The sequence below is a fragment of the Achromobacter sp. Marseille-Q0513 genome (assembly GCF_018195695.1).
Lineage (GTDB): Bacteria > Pseudomonadota > Gammaproteobacteria > Burkholderiales > Burkholderiaceae_B > Achromobacter.
In genome coordinates, this window is the sequence record NZ_JAGTJY010000133.1 from 1 (window position 1) to 16914 (window position 16914).

Here is a 16914-nt window from a genome sequence, read left to right on the forward strand (position 1 = left end):
GCCCAGACTTGCCGGGCCCTTCAGACGGGCTGCCAGCTCGATACCAGGGCCAGCACCAGCGCCACCAGCCAGATCAGCACCAGGGCCAGCACCCGGGCGAGCAGCAGGTACTTGTACGGGTCTTTCATGACAGTCTCCTTTCCATGTCGGTTATCCGAGACATTGCGCGTTCTTGGCAACGCAGATCGCCCGCGCGGACCAGGCGCAGCCGGCCTGGCCGGTGCGCGACAGCCGCCCCGACGAGGGGGCGGCGCGCAAGGCTTTCAAGGGTTTGGCGGTTCTACGCCGGCAGCACGGCGATGGCCGCACCCGCGTCGTTTTCCCAATGCACGCGGCGCACGTCCGGGCTTTGGCCCAGCCGCAGCGCGACGGCGTTGAGCACGCCGCGCAACTGCGGCGGGCAGAGCAGGGTGACGGTGGTGCTGGCGAGCTGATCCGATTCTTCGCGCGAGATGCGCACGTTCAGCACGCGCAGGTCCAGCGCCTGCAGCTCGTAGTACAGCTGCTTGCGCAAGGCGTTCAACGTGGCGCTGACGCTGACGATGGTGAAGCGATAGGTGGGCGCTGCCGGGCGCACGGCGGCGGGAGCCGCGTCGGCGCGGACGGGGAGCGTGAAAAAGGGCTTGAAGCGCATGGTCGTCTCCTTGCGAGGGGAGGACGATGGAGGAAAGTCCACATGCACGCGCCAATCCGTCAGCGTAGCAAGGCGCTGGGCGCCCGGCCGAAAAAAGGCTGGCAGATAGGGGTAGGCGGTAAGGCCGGGTCCTGGCTGGACGCAGGACCCGTCAGAAGATTCTGCGGATCGGTTGCGTCAAGCGGCGCGAGCAGTCGTGCTATGACTACTACATCCGTCGTTGTCCACAGTGATCTCAATGGGGTTTGAAGAGCGCCCAGTATAGCCACGGCCTAGGGTAAACACCAAGACATTATTCATGCCGCCTGCAAATTCATGCCGCTCGTCAATCGCGGCGAATGACGGTTCTTGGATTTCAGGTAGTATTCAGTTTCCAGTAAGAATGAGAGCCCGGCGTGACGGGCGGACGCGAGGCCTTTGCAGGACGCCGCACCGCCTTTTTCGCCAAGCATGAACGACGACCCTCCTCCTAGCAGGGCGCCCCGCTGTCCGGGGCGCCCGAGACCTTCCTCCGACACGGCCCGGCCGGCGCGCCTCGCGCGCCCTGTCCGAACCGCCACGCAGCAGCCTTCCTTCCTCGTCCATCCGGTCCGGGCCGGGCCCCGCGCCCGTCTTGTGCGCGACCCCGTGTCCGCGCTACGGTTTTCGCCATGCCTTTTCCGGGCCGCCTCGCGCCCGCCTGAACCCTATCTGGACCACTGATGATCTTTGACTGGATGTCCGACCCGACCGCCTGGCTTGGCCTGGCGACGCTGGTCATTCTTGAAATCGTGCTTGGCATCGACAACCTGGTGTTCATCGCCATCCTGGCCGACAAGCTGCCGCCGCACCAGCGCAACCGCGCGCGCATGATCGGCCTGACGCTGGCCATGGTCATGCGCCTGGGCCTGCTCGCCAGCATCGCCTGGGTGGTGACGCTGACCCAGCCCCTGTTCACCGTGCTGGGCGCAGAGATCTCAGGGCGCGACCTGATCCTGATACTGGGAGGCCTGTTCCTGCTGTTCAAGGGCACCATGGAACTGCACGAGCGCGTGGAAGGCGGCGCCGGCCACGACGCCGGGCAGAAGACGCAGCACGCCGTGTTCTGGCAGGTGATCCTGCAGATCGTGGTGCTGGACGCCGTGTTCTCGCTGGACTCGGTGATCACGGCCGTGGGCATGGTGCAGGACCTGAGCATCATGATGATCGCCGTGGTCGTCGCCATGGCGGTGATGATGCTGGCCAGCCGCCCGCTGATGGGCTTCGTGGCGCGCCATCCCACCGTGGTGATCCTGTGCCTGGGCCTGCTGCTGATGATCGGCTTCAGCCTGGTGGCCGAGGGCCTGGGCTTCCATGTGCCCAAGGGCTATCTGTACGCCGCCATCGGCTTCTCGATCCTGATCGAGCTGTGCAACCAGCTGGCGCGCCGCAATCGCGCCCGGGGCGCGCACGCGCTGAGCCGTCGCCAGCGCACCGCGCAGGCGGTGCTGCGCCTGCTGCGCGCGGGGCGCGCCGGTCAGCCGGCTCAGCAGGCCGACGAAGTGGTCGCGCTGGTCGATGGCGCCGGCGACGAGCCAGCCTTCGCGCCCGAGGAAAGCTCGATGATCGAGCGCGTGCTGGCGGCCGGCGCGCGCGACGTGCGCTCGATCATGGTGCCGCGTGGCCGCATGGTGTGGCTGGATGTGGCCGACTCGCCGCAGACGGTGGTGCGCAAGTTCGCGTCGGGCCACTCGCGGCTGCCGCTGTGCGCTGGCGACGCGGCCAACGTGCTGGGCGTGCTGCACTTCAAGGACGTGCTGCCGCTGTTGTCGAATCCCGGCCCGATCGATCTGGTTGAGCTGGCGCGCGAGCCGCTGTACGTGCTGGAGACCACGCCGGTGCTGAAGGTGCTGGACGAGCTGCGCGCCTCGCGCGACCACATGCTGATCGTGGTGGACGAGCATGGCGTGTGCGAAGGGCTGGTCACGCCGATGGACGTGTTGACAGCGGTGGGCGGCGAACTGCCCGAGCACCGCGAAGACCCGCGCGAGGCGGTGCCGCTGTCCGATGGATCCTGGCTGCTCGAGGGCGGCCTGGCGGCCGACGAGGCGGCCCGGCTGCTGGACATGGAAGAGGCCTGGCAGGATGCGCCGGACGCGACGCTGGCGGGCTGCCTGCTGCGCGTCGTCGGCCGCATCCCGGAGGCTGGTGAAACGATCGCCTGGGGCGGATGGACCTTCGAGGTGACGCGCCGCGACGGGCTGCGCATCGATCAGTTGCTGGCGCGCCGCGACGCCGCGCAGTAGGGCGTCTTCAGGCCGGCCAGCGCAGCACGAAGCGCGCGCCGCCCAGGGGACTGTCCTGTACCTCGATGGTGCCGCCGTGATTGGCGGCCACCCGTTGCACGATGGCCAGCCCCAGGCCGGCGCCGCCGGTGCCTCGGTCGCGGCTTTCGTCCAGGCGGATGAACGGTTCGAACACCCGTTCGCGGTCGGCCTGCGGGATGCCGCCGCCGTCGTCGTCGACGGTCAGCTCGAATTCCTCGGCGGCGTTGCGCGTCAGCCCGATTTCCACGCGGGTATTGGCGTAGCGCACGGCGTTCTGCACCAGGTTCAGCAGCGCCCGGCTCATGTAGCGCGGGTGCAGCCGCACGTGCGCCGGACAGCCGGGCAGCATGGCGCACTGCACGGCGCGGGCCGTGGCCTGGTGGGCGACCTGCGCCAGGGCCTCGCGCATCCAGTCGGCGGTGTCGACGGTTTCCAGCTTGACGGTATCTTCACCCGGACGCTCCAGCCGGGCGTAGACCAGCAGCTCCGCCACCATCGCCTCCAGTTCGGCGATATCCGCGCGCATGTCGTGCAGGACGGCGCTGCGCTTGGGATCGATGCCGCCCTCGCTCAGCATGTCGACCTCGAACGACAGCCGCGCCAGCGGCGTGCGCAGCTCGTGCGAGACGGCGTTGGTCAGGCTGCGCTGGTTGTCGATCAGCGCGGCGATGCGCTCGGCCATATGGTTGAAGCTCTCGCCGATGTGGCGGATGCCGGAGATGCGCGACAGGCGCACCCGGACGTCCAGGTCGCCTTGCGCCATCCGCAACGTGGCGTTGCGCACCACATCCAGGTCGCGATGGATGGGCATGGCCCAGAACAGCAGCAGCACGCCGGCCAGGATCAGCACCAGCACGGTCCAGGCCGTCCAGGTCACCATCTTCTCGAGCGAACGCTGCGAGGGCAGGGTCACTTCCAGCCACTGGGCCGGCTCGCCGGGCATGCGCGACAGGAAGGTGTTGTAGTCGTCCCGCATGACGATGCCGTACTTGTCCACCATGTCCCGCTCGGCGCGGGTCAAGGCGGCCTGCGCCGGCGTCTTGATCTGCAGGCCCAGGCCATAGTGGGGCTTGATGCGGTCGCGCAGGTAGGCCTCGCGTTCGGCCGGCGGTTGCGGATCCAGCTCGCTGCGCAGGGCATGCATCTGGCCGCGCAGCGTTTCGTAGACGAGGTCGGCGGTGATCGGTTCCAGCAGGTAGCTGAAGCTGCGGCTGACGAACTGCGTCGCCAGGATATAGCCGATGGTCGCGACGATGAGGATGCGCAGCGCCAGCTTGAGCATGGATGCCCTGGCGGCCGCCTGCCTTGGGGCTTGGGCGGTGGTCTGTCGGGCGAGCCGGGATGCGCCGTGGGTGCTCATGATGCTGTTGTCTTGTGCCGGGGCGGGCATGGCGGACATGCCGCCACGGGCCAACGGGCGATCCTAGCCGCCGGCTTGATCGCAGATCTGCGGTTTTTGTTCGTAATTTGTGAAGATTCATGCACCTGGACTAGGGCGTGATGGCGGAACTCTCGATTGAATCGGAGCCTCGCCCCGGGCTATAAGCTAAATACCGGGGCGGACAGCTGTGGTTCCGCCCGGCCAGATGAAACACACCCACCATGCCGCAACCGCCGTCGCACGACGAACACGTCGCCAGCCAGTCCGCTGTCCATGAACAGACGGCGGTGGGGCGAAGTTCCTGTATCGAGGTGTTCCTGGCGTTCCTGCGGCTGGGCCTGACGTCCTTTGGCGGACCGGTGGCGCATCTGGGTTACTTCCGCACGGAATTCGTCGACCGCCGGCGCTGGCTCGACGACTACACCTATTCGGATCTGGTGGCGCTGTGCCAGTTCCTGCCGGGACCGGCCAGCAGCCAGGTGGGCATGGCGATCGGCCTGAAGCGCGCGGGCTGGGCGGGCATGCTGGCCGCCTGGCTGGCTTTCACGCTGCCTTCGGCGCTGGCGCTGATGCTGTTCGCCCTGGGGCTGGCCCATTTCGGCTGGCTGTCGGGCTCCGCCGCGATCCATGGCCTGAAGGTCGCGGCGGTGGCGGTCATCGCGCAAGCGGTGTGGGGCATGGGCCGCACGCTCTGTCCGGACCGGATCCGGGCCGGCATGGCCTGCGCGGCGGCGCTGATCACCCTGGCCTTGCCCTCGGCGCCGGGACAGTTGGCCGCCATCGCCCTGGGCGCGGTGGCGGGCGCGGCCGTGCTGCAACTGCCGCCGCGACCCTTGCTCGGACAACCGTCTCAAGGCGTGCGGCGCGGCACGGGATTGCTGCTGCTGGGCCTGTTCGCGGCCCTGCTGATCGGCCTGCCGGTCCTGGCCGAGTACGCCGCCACGCCGCTGGCCGCGCAATTGGCCGGTTTCTACCGGGCTGGCGCGCTGGTTTTCGGTGGCGGGCACGTGGTGTTGCCCCTGCTGGAATCCACGGCGGTCGCCGGTGGCATGGTGTCGCAACCGGATTTCCTGGCTGGCTATGGCGCGGCGCAGGCCATGCCGGGGCCCTTGTTCTCCTTTGCCGCCTTCCTGGGCATGGCCTCGCAGCATCCCGCCGGCGGCTGGATGGGCTGGATCAGCGGTTTCGGCATGCTGGCGATGATCTTCCTGCCGGGCGCCTTGCTGCTCGCCGGCGCGATGCCTTTCTGGGACGGACTGCGCCGGCGGCCGGGCGTGCGCAACATGCTGGCCGGCGTGAACGCCGCCGTGGTCGGCGTGCTGCTGTCGGCCTTGTACGACCCCGTGTGGACATCCGCCATTCGCGGGCCGGCGGACTTCGGGCTGGCCCTGCTGTTGTTCGGCTTGCTGGTGTACGCGCGCTGGTCGCCGGTGTGGGTGGTGATCACGGCGGCGGCGGGCGGCTGGGCGCTGGGCTGGCTGGTCTGATCCGCCCCTGGTCGTTCAGGCCAGGCCGCGCCAGCGCGGCGCGCGCTTCTGCAGGAAGGCGTCGATGCCTTCGGCGGCGTCGTCTTCCATCATGTTGCGGGCCATGACGTCGCCGGCGTAGTCGTAGGCGTCGGCCAGCGCCATCTGCCGCTGCTTGTAGAACATGCGCTTGCCGTGGCGGATCGCCGCGGGGCTCTTGGACAGGATCTCGGCGGCGAGTTCGTCCACGCGCGCGTCCAGCCGGTCCTCGGGCACGGCATCATTGACCAGGCCCCAGTCCGAGGCCGTGGCCGCGTCGATGAATCGTCCGGTGACCAGCATTTCAAAGGCGCGCTTGGCCGACACGTTGCGGCTGAGAGCCACCGCCGGCGTGGCGCAGAACAGGCCGACGTTGATGCCCGACACGGCAAAGCGGGCGTCATCCGCGCAGACCGCCAGGTCGCAGCTGGCCACCAGCTGGCAGCCGGCGGCGGTGGCGATGCCGCGCACCTTGGCGATGACCGGCACGGGCAGGGCTTGCAAGCCCTGCATCACCGCGCCGCACTTGCGGAACAACTCACGGTAGTAGTCCAGCGACGGCTGGCTGCGCATTTCACGCAGGTCATGCCCGGCGCTGAAGGCGCGGCCGCTGGCTTCCAGCACCACGCAGCGCAGGCTTGCGTCGCCGGCCAGCGCATCGATCTGCGCCTGCAGCGCGCCCAGCAGCGCTTCGGACAGCGCGTTGAACTGTCCCGGCCGGTTCAGGCGCAGCGTGACGATGCCCTGGCTGTCGGTGCGCAGCAGCGGCGCTTCGAGGGCCGGGCTGGCGGAAGATTGCGTGCTCATGTCGTCTCCTGTCGTTGTGGCGTCAGGATACCAGCGCGGCAGTCTCAGCCGTGGCGGGACGCGGACCGCGCGATCCAGCCGGAGGCGCACAGCAGCGGACCGGCCAGCAGCGCGCCGATCAGCGCCATGGCCAGCTGCGGGCTCATGCCCTGGCCCAGCAGCAACGTCGCGATCAGGGCGGACCCGCTCATCTGGAACTGGCCGAACACCGCGGCGGCGGTGCCCGCGCGGTCCGCGTAGGGTTCCAGCGCCAGGCTCAGGGCCGAGCCCAGCGCCAGCGAAAACCCGACCGTCAGCACCGCCACCGGCAACATGAAGGCCCAGGCGGACAAGGGCAGCCAGAGCCAGGCCGCCAGATGCATGGCCGCCGCCAGCAGCAGGGCGACCAGGCCCGCGCGCAGCATGGCGAGGCGGCCGAAGCGCGCGATGAACCTGGGCGCGAGGAAGAACGCGACGATGTTGAGCACGGCATTGCCGCCGAACCAGGCGCCGAAGCCCAGTTCGGAATAGCCCAGCCGCTGGACCAGCACCACCGGCGCGGCCGACACGAAGACCAGGATCATGGCCATGCCCGCCATGCCGAACACGGCGAAATACACGAAGCGGCCGCTCGTCGCGATGGGCAGGTACTGGCGCCAGCCCGCCACGCGGGTGGCGGGCCCGGCGGCCGGCGGCCGGGTCTCGCCGAAGCGCCGCGCCAGCAGCAGCGCCAGCGTCAGCGCGAACAGCGCCATGAAGACAAAGGTGCTGCGCCAGCCGGCTAGCACGGCCAGCGCGCCGCCCAGCATGGGCGCCAGCGCCGGCACCGAGCACAGCGCGCCGTTCAGGTAGCTGTAGATGCGCGCGCCCTCGGCCGGGGCGTAGCGGTCGCGCACGGCGGCGAAAGCCACCAGCGAAGCGGCGCAGGCGCCGATGCCCTGGATCACCCGCGCGGCATAGAACCATTCCACCGTGCCGGCGCAGGCGCCCAGCACGGAGCCTGCGACATAGGCCGCGACCCCGGCCAGCGCCACCGGCCGGCGGCCGTGGCGGTCGGCCAGCGGTCCGATCAGCAATTGGCTCAGGCCGACCGCGAAGATGAACAGCGTGACGCTGGTCTGCATGGCGGCCATCGTGACGCCGAAATCCTGCGCCATGCCGGGCAGGGAAGGCAGGTAGATGTCGATGCCCATCGGCGTGAGCGTGACCAGGGCCATCAGCAGGCCGATCAGCCAGGCCTGGCTGCGGGAGGTAGATACAGGGGTCATTGCAGGTTCCGGGCCGCAAGAAGGCCAGGGAAAAACCCTCGATTATCCCCCAAGCCCGGATCGGGCGCTGGCGGCTCCCCGGACGGGTGACGATGCCGGCGCCGGCCGGGGGCTCAAGTAGAATCGCCGGCATGAGCGACACCACCGGCCCCCGCATCGTCATCGTCTATTGCACCCGGTGCCAATGGCTGCTGCGCGCCGCCTGGATGGCGCAGGAATTGCTGTCCACGTTTTCCACCGACCTGGGCGAGGTCGCGCTGCAGCCGGGCACCGGCGGCGTGTTCCAGGTCAGCTGCAATGGCGAATTGGTGTGGGACCGCAAGCGCGACGGCGGCTTTCCGGATGCCAAGACGCTCAAGCAGCGCGTGCGCGACCTGATCGATCCCTCGCGCCCGCTGGGCCATGTGGATGGTCATCGCAAGGACCCGGCCGAAGGCTGACGGACGGGTCAGCGCCGGTCCGCCTGCGGCCGGAACCGCAGGGCCATCGCGAACAGGATCGCGCAGATCGCCATCATCACTCCCCATGCCGGCCGCAGGTCCGATACATGTTGCCGGATCAGACCGGCCGCGTACGGAAACGTCGCCGCGATCAGATACCCCACGCCTTGCACGAAGGCCGCCAGCCGGCCGGCCTGCGCGGGCGTGGCCGCGTGGTCCATGGTCACGATCAGCGACAGGGGGAAGAGGGCGCCGATGCCCAGGCCCGCCAGTACCGCGGCCGGCCAGGCAAGGGCCAGCGGCGCGATGGTCAGGCCCGCCAGGCCGACCAGCAGCGAGCCGATCGCCAGATACAGCGCCGGGCGGCGGTCGGGCAGGCGGCCGATCAGGGCGGACACCAGCAGGCCGGCCGCGATCTCCGCGACCGTGACGGCGCCCAGCAGGCTGCCCGCCGCGACCGGCGTCCAGCCCAGCGCGGTGTAGTACGGTGGCAGCCAGGCCAGCACCAGCGTATAGGCGCCCGTGCCCAGGCCGAAGAAGACGGCCAGCAGCCAGGCGCGGCGCCCATGCGCGCGGTCGGCGCTTGTGTTTTGCGCGACTGCCTCGGCGCGGCCAGCGGCGCGCGCCCAGCAGGCCAGCGCGATCAGGGCCGGCACGGCCCAGGCCGCCAGCGACAGGGACAGCGATTGTTGGCGCGCCATCAGCGGCGTGGCCACGCTGGCGATGGCCGCGCCGCCCATGATGGCCGTCGAATACAGCCCCATCACGCCGCTGCTGGCGGCCGCCAGGCGAGCCTTGATGAAGCCGGGCAGCAGGGCCTGCGCGATGGCGATGCCCAGCCCGGCCGCGACGCCGGTGGCCAGCAGCGCGCCGGTCTGGCCCGCCGCCAGCCGGGCGCCGGCGGCGATGGCGATCACGGCCAGCCCCAGCAGCACGCCCAGGCGTTCTCCCAGCAGGCGGCGCAGCGGCGCCGCGCTCAGCGCGCCGAGGCCCATGACAAAGACGGGCAGGGCGGTCATCAGGCCCGCCGCGCCGTCGGACATGCCGGTCGCCGCCTGCAAGGCGTCCAGCAGGGGCGGCACCGAGGCCAGCACGGGGCGCAGGTTCAGGCCCACCAGGATGATGGCGGCCACCTGCCACCGTTGCGCTACGGAAAGATTCACTGCTGCTCCCTGCGATCGGCCTGCGTACGCATGGCCGCGTTGCTAAAATATCTCGACGTCAAGATATTTGGAATTTATCTTGACGTCAAGATAACTGGAGATGCCATCATGGTTATGGATAGGGCGGGCCGCGCGGTGGCCCAATGGAACCGCGAGCTGCCGGACCTGGACGCGTCCAGCATGCTGGTGCTGGGCCGCCTCGCCGAATGCGCGCTGGTCATCACCCGTGACCGGATCAATCCCTTGTTCGCGGAATTCGGCCTGCAGCCGGGCGAATTCGACGTGCTGGCCACGCTCCGGCGCAGCGGCGCGGCGCAAGGGCTGACGCCGACCGCGCTGTACGAGGACATGATGATCTCGTCGGGCAGCATGACCAATCGCATCGATCGCCTGGAAAGCGCCGGCCTGGTGGAACGCGTGCCGAATCCCGGCGACGGGCGCGCGACCCTGGTGCGGCTGACCCGCGCTGGCCTGAAGCTGATCGACCGGGCTGTGGTCGCGCATGTGCGCAACCAGGCCGAAGTGCTGTCGCCGCTGGACGCGGCCGAGCAGCGCCAGCTCGCGGGCCTGCTGGGCAAGCTGCTGGGCGCCTACGCCGGCTAGGGGGGATTGCCTGCGGCCGTAGCTTTCAATCCTCCGCACAATACGTCAAATGCGTGAAATCCGGGGTTGCCAATATCTCCGGACCTGAACGGCGCCCGACTGACCCGGACGCGCGCCGGTTCTCGGGTCCAACGGCAGCCTCGGAGTCACCGCGCGATGAAAGCAAGCCGGCACCTGACGGATACGCATTGCCCGCCCGGCCATCGGCAGCGCGGTTTCACGCTGATCGAGATCATGGTGGTGATCGTGATCATGGGCATCCTGGCGGCGCTGGTGGTGCCACGCCTGCTGGATCGGCCCGATCAGGCGCGCGCGGTCGCCGCGCGCCAGGACATCAGCGCGCTGATGCAGGCGCTCAAGCTCTATCGGCTGGACACCGGCAGCTATCCCAGCACCGACCAGGGACTGCGCGCGCTGGTGGAGCGGCCCGCGTCGGGCCCCGGCGCCAACAGCGCCTGGCGCGCCTATCTGGACCGCCTGCCCAATGATCCCTGGGGCCATCCCTATCAGTACCTGAATCCCGGCACGCACGGCGAGATCGATGTGTTTTCCTACGGCGCCGACGGCAAGCCTGACGGGGAAGCAGGCAATGCGGACATCGGCTCCTGGCAACTCTGAGCGCCGCGCCCGGCAGCAAGGCATGGCCGTCATCAGCGCCTTGCTGGTGGTGGCGGCGGTGACCATGATCACGGCCTCGCTGCTGCAACGCCAGGACGCTTTCCTGCGCGGGGTGCAGGCCGCGCAGAACCGCGCCCAGGCCCAGGCGCTGCTGCGCGGCGGCCTGAACCTGGCGCTGCGCCTGGTCAAGGAGGACGGCGAGCGCAATGCCACGACGCGCGGCGACGCGCCCTGGGCCGCGCCCATCGCCGATGCGCGGCTCGCGTCCACGGCCGGCGGGCAGCCGGTGTTCCTGGGCCGCCTGGAAGACGAACAGGGCAAGCTCAACCTGCGCAACCTGGTCTTCGAAGGCAAGCTGTATCAGGACGGCGTCGAGGAACTGGCCCGCCTGTGCCAATCGCTGGGGCTGCGGCCGGAGGTCGCGGACGCCCTGGCGCAGCGCATGCTGGCGTCATTGCCGCCGCCGCAGAATGCTGGCGACGGCGCGGCTTCCGCTCGGCCGGGCGATGCCGGGCGGCCCGGGCTGGCGCCATTTCCCCGCAGCCTGGACGAGTTCGCCGGCGCGCCGGGCGTGGACCCCGCCGTCGTCGCGCGCCTGCGGCCCTATGTCACGGTGCTGCCGCGCGTCACCCTGGTCAACGTGAACACCGCGCGGGCCGAAGTGATCGCCGCCCGCGTGCCCGATCTGTCGCTGGAGCAGGCGAAGGCGCTGGTCGCCCAGCGCGATGCCGGCATGTGGTTCGCCACCGAGGGCGATTTCGCCAACCGGTTGAACCTGCCCGGGCAACAGGGCAATCCGACGCGCGTGGCCGTGCAGAGCAACTGGTTCCGGCTCGCCGGCGCGGCGCGGCTGGGGTCGGCGCTAGTGCCGTTCCAGGCGCTGCTGGCGCGCGGCGCGAATCCATGGCCCGAGGTGCTCTGGTCGAGAGAAGGCGCCTGATGCCGGAGATCCGAGTCCTGTTGCCGGCCTTGCGCCTGCTTGCCGCCGACACGCCGCTGCCCTATGCGCTGCGCGAGGGCAAGACCTGGCTGCGATCCGCCACGCCGCGCAGCCTTGCCGCGTTGGCCGACCTGCACCGGGGCGCGCGCGTGACCGCCTTCATGCAGCCCGAGGACATGGCGCTGGCCGCCGCGTCCTTGCCGCCGCTGGCGCCCGCGCGCCTGAAGGTGGCGGCGGCGGGCGCGGTGGATCTGCTGGCGCTGGGCGACGCCGACGCGCTGCTGGTGGCTCATGGCGCGCGCGCCGCGGACGGCAATGTCTGCCTGGCCTGGATCGCCCGCGAACAGGCGGAACGGGCGCAGGCGCTGATGGAAGGCTGCGGCCTGACGGCAGCGGCTCTTGCGCCGCTGCCGCTATGGCTGCCGCGCACGCCCGACGGCTGGACCCTGATGCAGGGAGACGATTGGGTGGCGCTGCGCGCCGGTTCCGATCACGTGGAGATTCATGCGATCGCGCGCACGGACATCGCTTCCGGCGAGGCTTCCAGCGCGGATGCAGGCGGCACGGACCCCATGGGCGGCCATGCTGCTGGCACGGAACGGCCGGGCGCTGACATCCCTGGCGTGCAAGCCCTGTTGCGCGCGCTGGAGGCAGCCAGACCGGCGCGGATCGTCTGGATCGGCGAGATTCCCGCCTGGTGGCCGCCGGACGTGCCAGCGGAACAAGGCCGCGAGATCGACGCCGGCGGCGATGCCGCGCCCGTCTGGAGCCTGACGCTGGCCCGCCGCCGCGCGGGCGCCATGGCCGGGGCGTGGCGCGGTCCCGTCAAATGGGCCGCCATCGCCGCCGCGGTGTGGATGGGCGGCCTGCAGCTACAGGCCTGGCGCCTTGAACGCGGCGCCGCCGAACTGCGCGCGCAAGTGCATGGCCGCGTGCAACAGGCGTTCCCCGCCTTGGCCCGCGTGACCGATCCCTTGCGCCAGGTCCGCCAGCAGTTGCAAGGCGGCCCCGGACAATCCGAGTTCGCCTTCCTGTTGGGCGCGGCCACGCGGCATCTGGCCTTCGCCGCTGGCGAAGTGGCCGGCCTGCGCTATGCGGACGGCGCGCTGGACGTGGAGATGGCGCCCGGCGCGCGCCGTGATCCGGCGCCGGAGGACGCCACGCCGGACTGGATCAAGGCCGCGGCCAAGGACGGCGTATCCGTCGAGGCGCAAGCCGGCGGCTGGCGCCTGCGCCGCGCGCCGCCGCAGGGCGCGGCGCCCGCGAGCCGCTCATGAGCTTCGCATTCCGGCCCCTGGCGGCGGCGCCGTTCGCGGCATGGCGCAAGCGCATCGCGGACGGGAGCGCGCGCGCCGGGGCCTATTGGCTCGGACTGGCGCCGCGCGAACGCCGCATGCTGGCCGGTTGCGCGCTGGTGGCGCTGGCCGCGCTGTGCTGGCTGGCGCTGATCGAGCCGGCTCTGGCCAGGGCCGAGCGCGCGCGCGCCGAACTGACGCGCCTGCGCGGCTTGAGCATCGAGCTGGAAACACTGCTGGCCCGGGCGCCTCGCGGAGAAGCCACGCGCGGCCCGGCCACCCAAGCGTCGCTGCGCCTCGAACTGGAGCAGGCCGGCTTGCGGGCCGACGTGCCGGCGCCAGGCCCGGATGGCCGCCGGCGCCTGAGCCTGGATGAGGCGCGGGCCGAACCCCTGCTGCGTTGGCTGCTGACGCAGCCCGAGCGGCTGTCGCTGCGGCCGGACCGAATCGACTTGCGTCGCGCCGATGCGCCCGCCGGCGCCGGGCCCAGGCCGACCGTCACGGTGCTGGAAGTGCCGGGCAAGGGCGCCGCGCCGCCCACCGGGATGTCGCCCCTGGATCAGTACCGCGTATCGATCGAGTTGTCCCCCGCCACCCGGAACGAGAGGTAACACAGTGACGCAGTATCGCTTGCCGCAAGCCGCCCGCACGACGGCCCGGCGCAAGGTCGTGAACATGGCCGTCCTGGCCGCGCTTGCCGGTTGCTCGACGCCGGACGGCGGCCGGCGTGCCGACGCGCCGCAGACAGGGCTGGATGGCTTGCCGCCGCTGGCCATGACGCTGGCGCCCACCGCGCAGTCCAGGGCGACGCCGGCGCCCGTGGCCGCGCCGGCGCAGCCCTTGCGCACCGCGCAGGCGTCACGCGCCGTGGGCGGCGACAAGCGCGCCGCGCCGCTGTTGGCGCAGGCCGAGTCCGGGCAGAAGACCAGCGATACCCCGGCCGCCAGCGTCCCTCCGGGCAAACCCGCCGCCGCCGCGCAGGACGGCGTGCTGCTGAACTTCGTCGACGCCGACATTCCCGCCGTGCTGCGCGTGCTGGCCAAGTTCACCGGCAAGCAGTTCCTGGTCGACCCGCGCGTCAAGGGCACGCTGACGCTGGTGTCGCAGGGGCCGGTCGCGCCGGACGCCGCCTATAGCATGCTGTTGGGCGCGCTGCGCATGCAGGGCTATGCGGCGGTCGACGTGGCCGGCGGCACCCGGGTGATGCCGGAAGCCGACGCCAAGCTGCAGGGCGGGCCGGTGCAAAGCGCCGACGCGCCGGCGGGCGGCGGCGTGGTCACGCGGACCTTCCGCCTGAGCTACGAGAACGCGACCGCGCTGGTGCCTGTGCTGCGCCCGATGATCGCGCCCAGCAACAGCATCACGGCCTATCCGGCCAACAACACGCTGGTCATCACCGACTACGCTGACAACCTGGATCGCATCGGCCGCATCATCGCCAGCATCGACAATCCTTCGTCGCTGGTCACCGAAGTGGTCAAGGTACGGCAGGGCATCGCCGTGGACATCGCCGGCATGGCCTCGGAATTGCTGGACGCGCAGCGCAACGAGGACCCGAGCCAGCGCGTCGTCGTGGTCGCCGACCCGCGCGCCAACAGCGTGATCGTGCGCTCCGGCAGCCCCGGCCGCGCCAAGCTGGCGCGCGACCTGATCCGCCAGCTGGATAGCTCGCAGACTGACCCGGACAACCTGCACGTGGTCTACCTGCGCAACGCCCAGGCCACGCACCTGGCGCGCGTGCTGCGCGGCGTCCTGACCGGGGAAAGCGACGGCGGCGGCAGCAGCGACGCCGCCGCGCGCGCCGCGCTGGGGCCGGGCGGGGCCTTCGGCGGTGGCCTGGGCAACAGCTCGGGCAATACCAACGGCCAGCAGGCGAATACCACTGGCGCCAGCGGCTCCGGCTCTGGCCAGAACAGCGGCACGGGCAGCGCCGCACGCGGCTACAACGGCCGGGGCACGGATTCGCTCGGACCCGGCGCCACCGGCCGCAAGGGGCAGGACGGCTCGGCCTTCTCGGCCAATGGCGTCACCGTGAACGCCGACGCCACCACCAACACGCTGATCATCTCGGCGCCCGAGCCCATGTACCGCAGCCTGCGCAAAGTGATCGACCTGCTCGACCAGCGCCGCGCCCAGGTGCTGGTGGAAAGCCTGATCGTGGAGATCACGGAGAACGACGGCGCGGAGCTGGGCATCCAGTGGCTGGCCGGCGGCGGCCGCGTGTTCGGCGGAGCGAACTTCGGCAAGGACACCTTCACGCCCGGCGCCAAGAATTCCATCCAGGCGCTGCCCAAGGGCGGCCTGAGCATCGGCGTGATCTCGGGCACCATCAACATCCCCGGCGTGGGCGAGGTGGCGAACCTGGGCGTGCTGGCGCGCGCGATGCAGACCAAGGGCGGCAGCAACGTGCTGTCCACGCCGAACCTGCTGACCCTGGACAACGAGCCGGCCTCCATCATGGTGGGCAAGACCGTGCCCTTCGTCAGCGGCCAGTACATCACGCCCGGCAGCACCAACAGCAATCCCTTCCAGACCATCCAGCGCGAGGACATCGGCCTGAAGCTCAATATCCGGCCGCAGATTTCCGAGGGCGGCACGGTCAAGCTGGACATCTATCAGGAAGTCAGCAGCATAGACCGGACCGCGGATGTCGCCGCCGGGCTGGTCACCAACAAGCGCGCCATGGACACCAGCGTGCTGCTGGACGACGGCCAGATCATGGTGCTGGGCGGCCTGCTGGAAGACAGCGTCACGAACAGCCGGGACCAGGTGCCGGTGCTGGGCTCGATCCCGGTGCTGGGCAGCCTGTTCCGCTACGACACGCGCGGACGCAGCAAGACCAACCTGATGGTGTTCCTGCGCCCCTACGTGGTGCGCGATTCGGCCGGCGGCATGGGGCTGACCCAGAGCCGCTACAACTACATGCGGCGGGTGCAGAGCCAGGTGCAGCCGGCGGACCATCCGTTGCTGCCCGACATGCGGGCGCCGGTGCTGCCGCCGGCCGGCGTGCCGGTGGCGGGGCAGCCCTATGACTTCCGCGCCGGTTCGCTGGAGCAGACCCTGCGCCGGGAACCGCCCGCCACGCAGGGCACGACCGAACCAAGGCAGCTGGCCGCCGTCAAGAACCCGGCCGATGAGCGCACCGAAGTGCGCACGCGCCTGCCTGCCGGCCTGACCGTCGCCAGCGATCCCGCCGCGCTGTATGGCCAGCCGGATACCAGCAACACCGTGCTGCAGTTCGCCGACGTGGCCACGGAAGCCGAGGCGACGGCGGTCTCCCGGCGCGTACAGGTCAGCGGCCTGAAGGCCTATACGCTGTCCGGGCCGGGCGGGCAGAGCTACGTGGTGCGCGCCAGCGTGCCGCGCGACCAGCGTTCGGTGGACACCGCGCTGCAGCTGCTGCGCGAGCTGGGCTACCAGCCCGAGATGGTGCTGGGCCTATGAGCGCGCTCGCCGGCGAAGCCGCGCAAGGCGCCGGGACGCGCCTGCCCTACGCCTGGGCGCGCGCGCAGCGGGCCTTGCTGCGCCGCGTGGGTGATGGCGACGAACTTGTCGTCAGTCCGCTGACGCCGTCCTGGGCCATCACCGAAGTGCGCCGTCGCCACGGCCCGATGCCGCTGCGCCAGGCGGCCGACGCCGAGCTGGAGTCCCTGCTGACGGCTGCCTACGCCGATGCCGGCGACGCCGCCGCCGTGGTCGGCGCGGCCGAGAACGAGGTCGACCTGGACCGGCTGATGCACGAGATGCCGGAAGTCACGGACCTGCTCGACGCCCAGGACGACGCGCCCGTCATCCGCATGATCAACGCCTTGTTCACCCAGGCCGCGCGCGACGGCGCCAGCGACATCCACATCGAGCCGTTCGAGACGCATTCGGTGGTGCGTTACCGCGTCGACGGCGGCCTGCGCGACGTGGTCAGCCCGCGTAAGGCGCTGCACTCGGCGCTGATCTCGCGCATCAAGATCATGGCGCACCTGGACATCGCCGAGAAACGCC

At 70.6% G+C, this 16914-nt stretch carries 15 protein-coding genes; 10 read left to right on the forward strand and 5 right to left on the reverse strand.

The genetic code is table 11. The annotated features are described in order from the left end of the window. Nucleotides 1–280: 280 nt before the first annotated feature. Nucleotides 281–634 (reverse strand): hypothetical protein, encoded by a 354-nt coding sequence (locus tag KDH83_RS22095; protein WP_233772439.1) that lies wholly within the window; start codon nt 632–634, stop codon nt 281–283. A gap of 701 nt (nt 635–1335) precedes the next feature. On the opposite strand from KDH83_RS22095, the gene KDH83_RS22100 reads away from it, so the two are divergent. After that, entirely contained in the window at nt 1336–2898 is a 1563-nt protein-coding gene (locus tag KDH83_RS22100; protein ID WP_212319856.1) for a TerC family protein, read from the forward strand. 7 nt (nt 2899–2905) lie between these two features. Here KDH83_RS22100 and KDH83_RS22105 read toward each other — a convergent pair whose 3' ends face one another. Further along, on the reverse strand, nt 2906–4201 hold the full coding sequence (locus tag KDH83_RS22105; protein WP_212319879.1) for an ATP-binding protein: 1296 nt from the start codon (nt 4199–4201) through the stop codon (nt 2906–2908). Nucleotides 4202–4521: 320 nt separating this feature from the next. Between KDH83_RS22105 and chrA the strand changes: the two genes are divergently transcribed. Then, a complete protein-coding gene (gene chrA / locus KDH83_RS22110; protein ID WP_212319858.1) occupies nt 4522–5787 on the forward strand; it encodes a chromate efflux transporter in 1266 nt (421 codons plus the stop codon). A gap of 15 nt (nt 5788–5802) precedes the next feature. On the opposite strand, the gene KDH83_RS22115 is transcribed toward chrA, so the two are convergent. Then, entirely contained in the window at nt 5803–6612 is an 810-nt protein-coding gene (locus tag KDH83_RS22115; protein WP_212319860.1) for an enoyl-CoA hydratase, read from the reverse strand. A gap of 44 nt (nt 6613–6656) precedes the next feature. Then, nucleotides 6657–7859: a multidrug effflux MFS transporter gene (locus KDH83_RS22120; RefSeq protein WP_212319862.1), complete on the reverse strand. Its 1203-nt coding sequence runs from the start codon at nt 7857–7859 to the stop codon at nt 6657–6659. Between the two features lie 131 nt (nt 7860–7990). Here KDH83_RS22120 and KDH83_RS22125 point away from each other — a divergent pair, with 131 nt between their 5' ends. Further along, nucleotides 7991–8299 carry a SelT/SelW/SelH family protein gene (locus tag KDH83_RS22125; RefSeq protein ID WP_212319864.1) on the forward strand — a complete coding sequence of 103 codons (309 nt, stop codon included), beginning with the start codon at nt 7991–7993 and terminating at the stop codon, nt 8297–8299. Between the two features lie 8 nt (nt 8300–8307). Here KDH83_RS22125 and KDH83_RS22130 read toward each other — a convergent pair whose 3' ends face one another. Then, nucleotides 8308–9462: an MFS transporter gene (locus KDH83_RS22130; RefSeq protein ID WP_212319867.1), complete on the reverse strand. Its 1155-nt coding sequence runs from the start codon at nt 9460–9462 to the stop codon at nt 8308–8310. Between the two features lie 114 nt (nt 9463–9576). On the opposite strand from KDH83_RS22130, the gene KDH83_RS22135 reads away from it, so the two are divergent. The 7 genes from KDH83_RS22135 to KDH83_RS22165 form a co-directional block, all read left to right on the forward strand. Next, nucleotides 9577–10065 (forward strand): MarR family transcriptional regulator, encoded by a 489-nt coding sequence (locus KDH83_RS22135; RefSeq protein ID WP_212319881.1) that lies wholly within the window; start codon nt 9577–9579, stop codon nt 10063–10065. A 156-nt stretch (nt 10066–10221) separates the two neighbouring features. Then, entirely contained in the window at nt 10222–10683 is a 462-nt protein-coding gene (gene gspG / locus KDH83_RS22140; RefSeq protein WP_212319869.1) for a type II secretion system major pseudopilin GspG, read from the forward strand. A gap of 22 nt (nt 10684–10705) precedes the next feature. Further along, on the forward strand, nt 10706–11623 hold the full coding sequence (gene gspK, locus KDH83_RS22145) for a type II secretion system minor pseudopilin GspK (RefSeq protein WP_212319871.1): 918 nt from the start codon (nt 10706–10708) through the stop codon (nt 11621–11623). Next, nucleotides 11623–12900 carry a type II secretion system protein GspL gene (gene gspL / locus KDH83_RS22150; RefSeq protein WP_212319873.1) on the forward strand — a complete coding sequence of 426 codons (1278 nt, stop codon included), beginning with the start codon at nt 11623–11625 and terminating at the stop codon, nt 12898–12900. The genes gspK and gspL overlap by 1 nt, the downstream gene beginning before the upstream one ends. Continuing rightward, entirely contained in the window at nt 12897–13529 is a 633-nt protein-coding gene (gspM, locus tag KDH83_RS22155) for a type II secretion system protein GspM (RefSeq protein ID WP_212319875.1), read from the forward strand. The genes gspL and gspM overlap by 4 nt, the downstream gene beginning before the upstream one ends. Before the next feature lie 4 nt (nt 13530–13533). Next, nucleotides 13534–16362 carry a type II secretion system secretin GspD gene (gspD, locus tag KDH83_RS22160; protein WP_349291653.1) on the forward strand — a complete coding sequence of 943 codons (2829 nt, stop codon included), beginning with the start codon at nt 13534–13536 and terminating at the stop codon, nt 16360–16362. Then, the coding region (locus KDH83_RS22165; protein WP_212319877.1) for an ATPase, T2SS/T4P/T4SS family at nt 16359–16914 on the forward strand (556 nt) is incomplete at its 3' end. The genes gspD and KDH83_RS22165, both read left to right, overlap by 4 nt.

Bases quoted from the DNA above. Each gene is read 5' to 3' on its own strand.
- KDH83_RS22095 (WP_233772439.1), bottom strand. From the start codon at position 634: ATGCGCTTCAAGCCCTTTTTCACGCTCCCCGTCCGCGCCGACGCGGCT.
- KDH83_RS22105 (WP_212319879.1), bottom strand. From the start codon at position 4,201: ATGCTCAAGCTGGCGCTGCGCATCCTCATCGTCGCGACCATCGGCTAT.
- KDH83_RS22135 (WP_212319881.1), top strand. From the start codon at position 9,577: ATGGATAGGGCGGGCCGCGCGGTGGCCCAATGGAACCGCGAGCTGCCG.
- KDH83_RS22115 (WP_212319860.1), bottom strand. From the start codon at position 6,612: ATGAGCACGCAATCTTCCGCCAGCCCGGCCCTCGAAGCGCCGCTGCTG.
- chrA (WP_212319858.1), top strand. From the start codon at position 4,522: ATGCCGCAACCGCCGTCGCACGACGAACACGTCGCCAGCCAGTCCGCT.
- KDH83_RS22120 (WP_212319862.1), bottom strand. From the start codon at position 7,859: ATGACCCCTGTATCTACCTCCCGCAGCCAGGCCTGGCTGATCGGCCTG.
- gspL (WP_212319873.1), top strand. From the start codon at position 11,623: ATGCCGGAGATCCGAGTCCTGTTGCCGGCCTTGCGCCTGCTTGCCGCC.
- gspG (WP_212319869.1), top strand. From the start codon at position 10,222: ATGAAAGCAAGCCGGCACCTGACGGATACGCATTGCCCGCCCGGCCAT.
- KDH83_RS22125 (WP_212319864.1), top strand. From the start codon at position 7,991: ATGAGCGACACCACCGGCCCCCGCATCGTCATCGTCTATTGCACCCGG.
- KDH83_RS22100 (WP_212319856.1), top strand. From the start codon at position 1,336: ATGATCTTTGACTGGATGTCCGACCCGACCGCCTGGCTTGGCCTGGCG.
- gspK (WP_212319871.1), top strand. From the start codon at position 10,706: ATGGCCGTCATCAGCGCCTTGCTGGTGGTGGCGGCGGTGACCATGATC.
- gspM (WP_212319875.1), top strand. From the start codon at position 12,897: ATGAGCTTCGCATTCCGGCCCCTGGCGGCGGCGCCGTTCGCGGCATGG.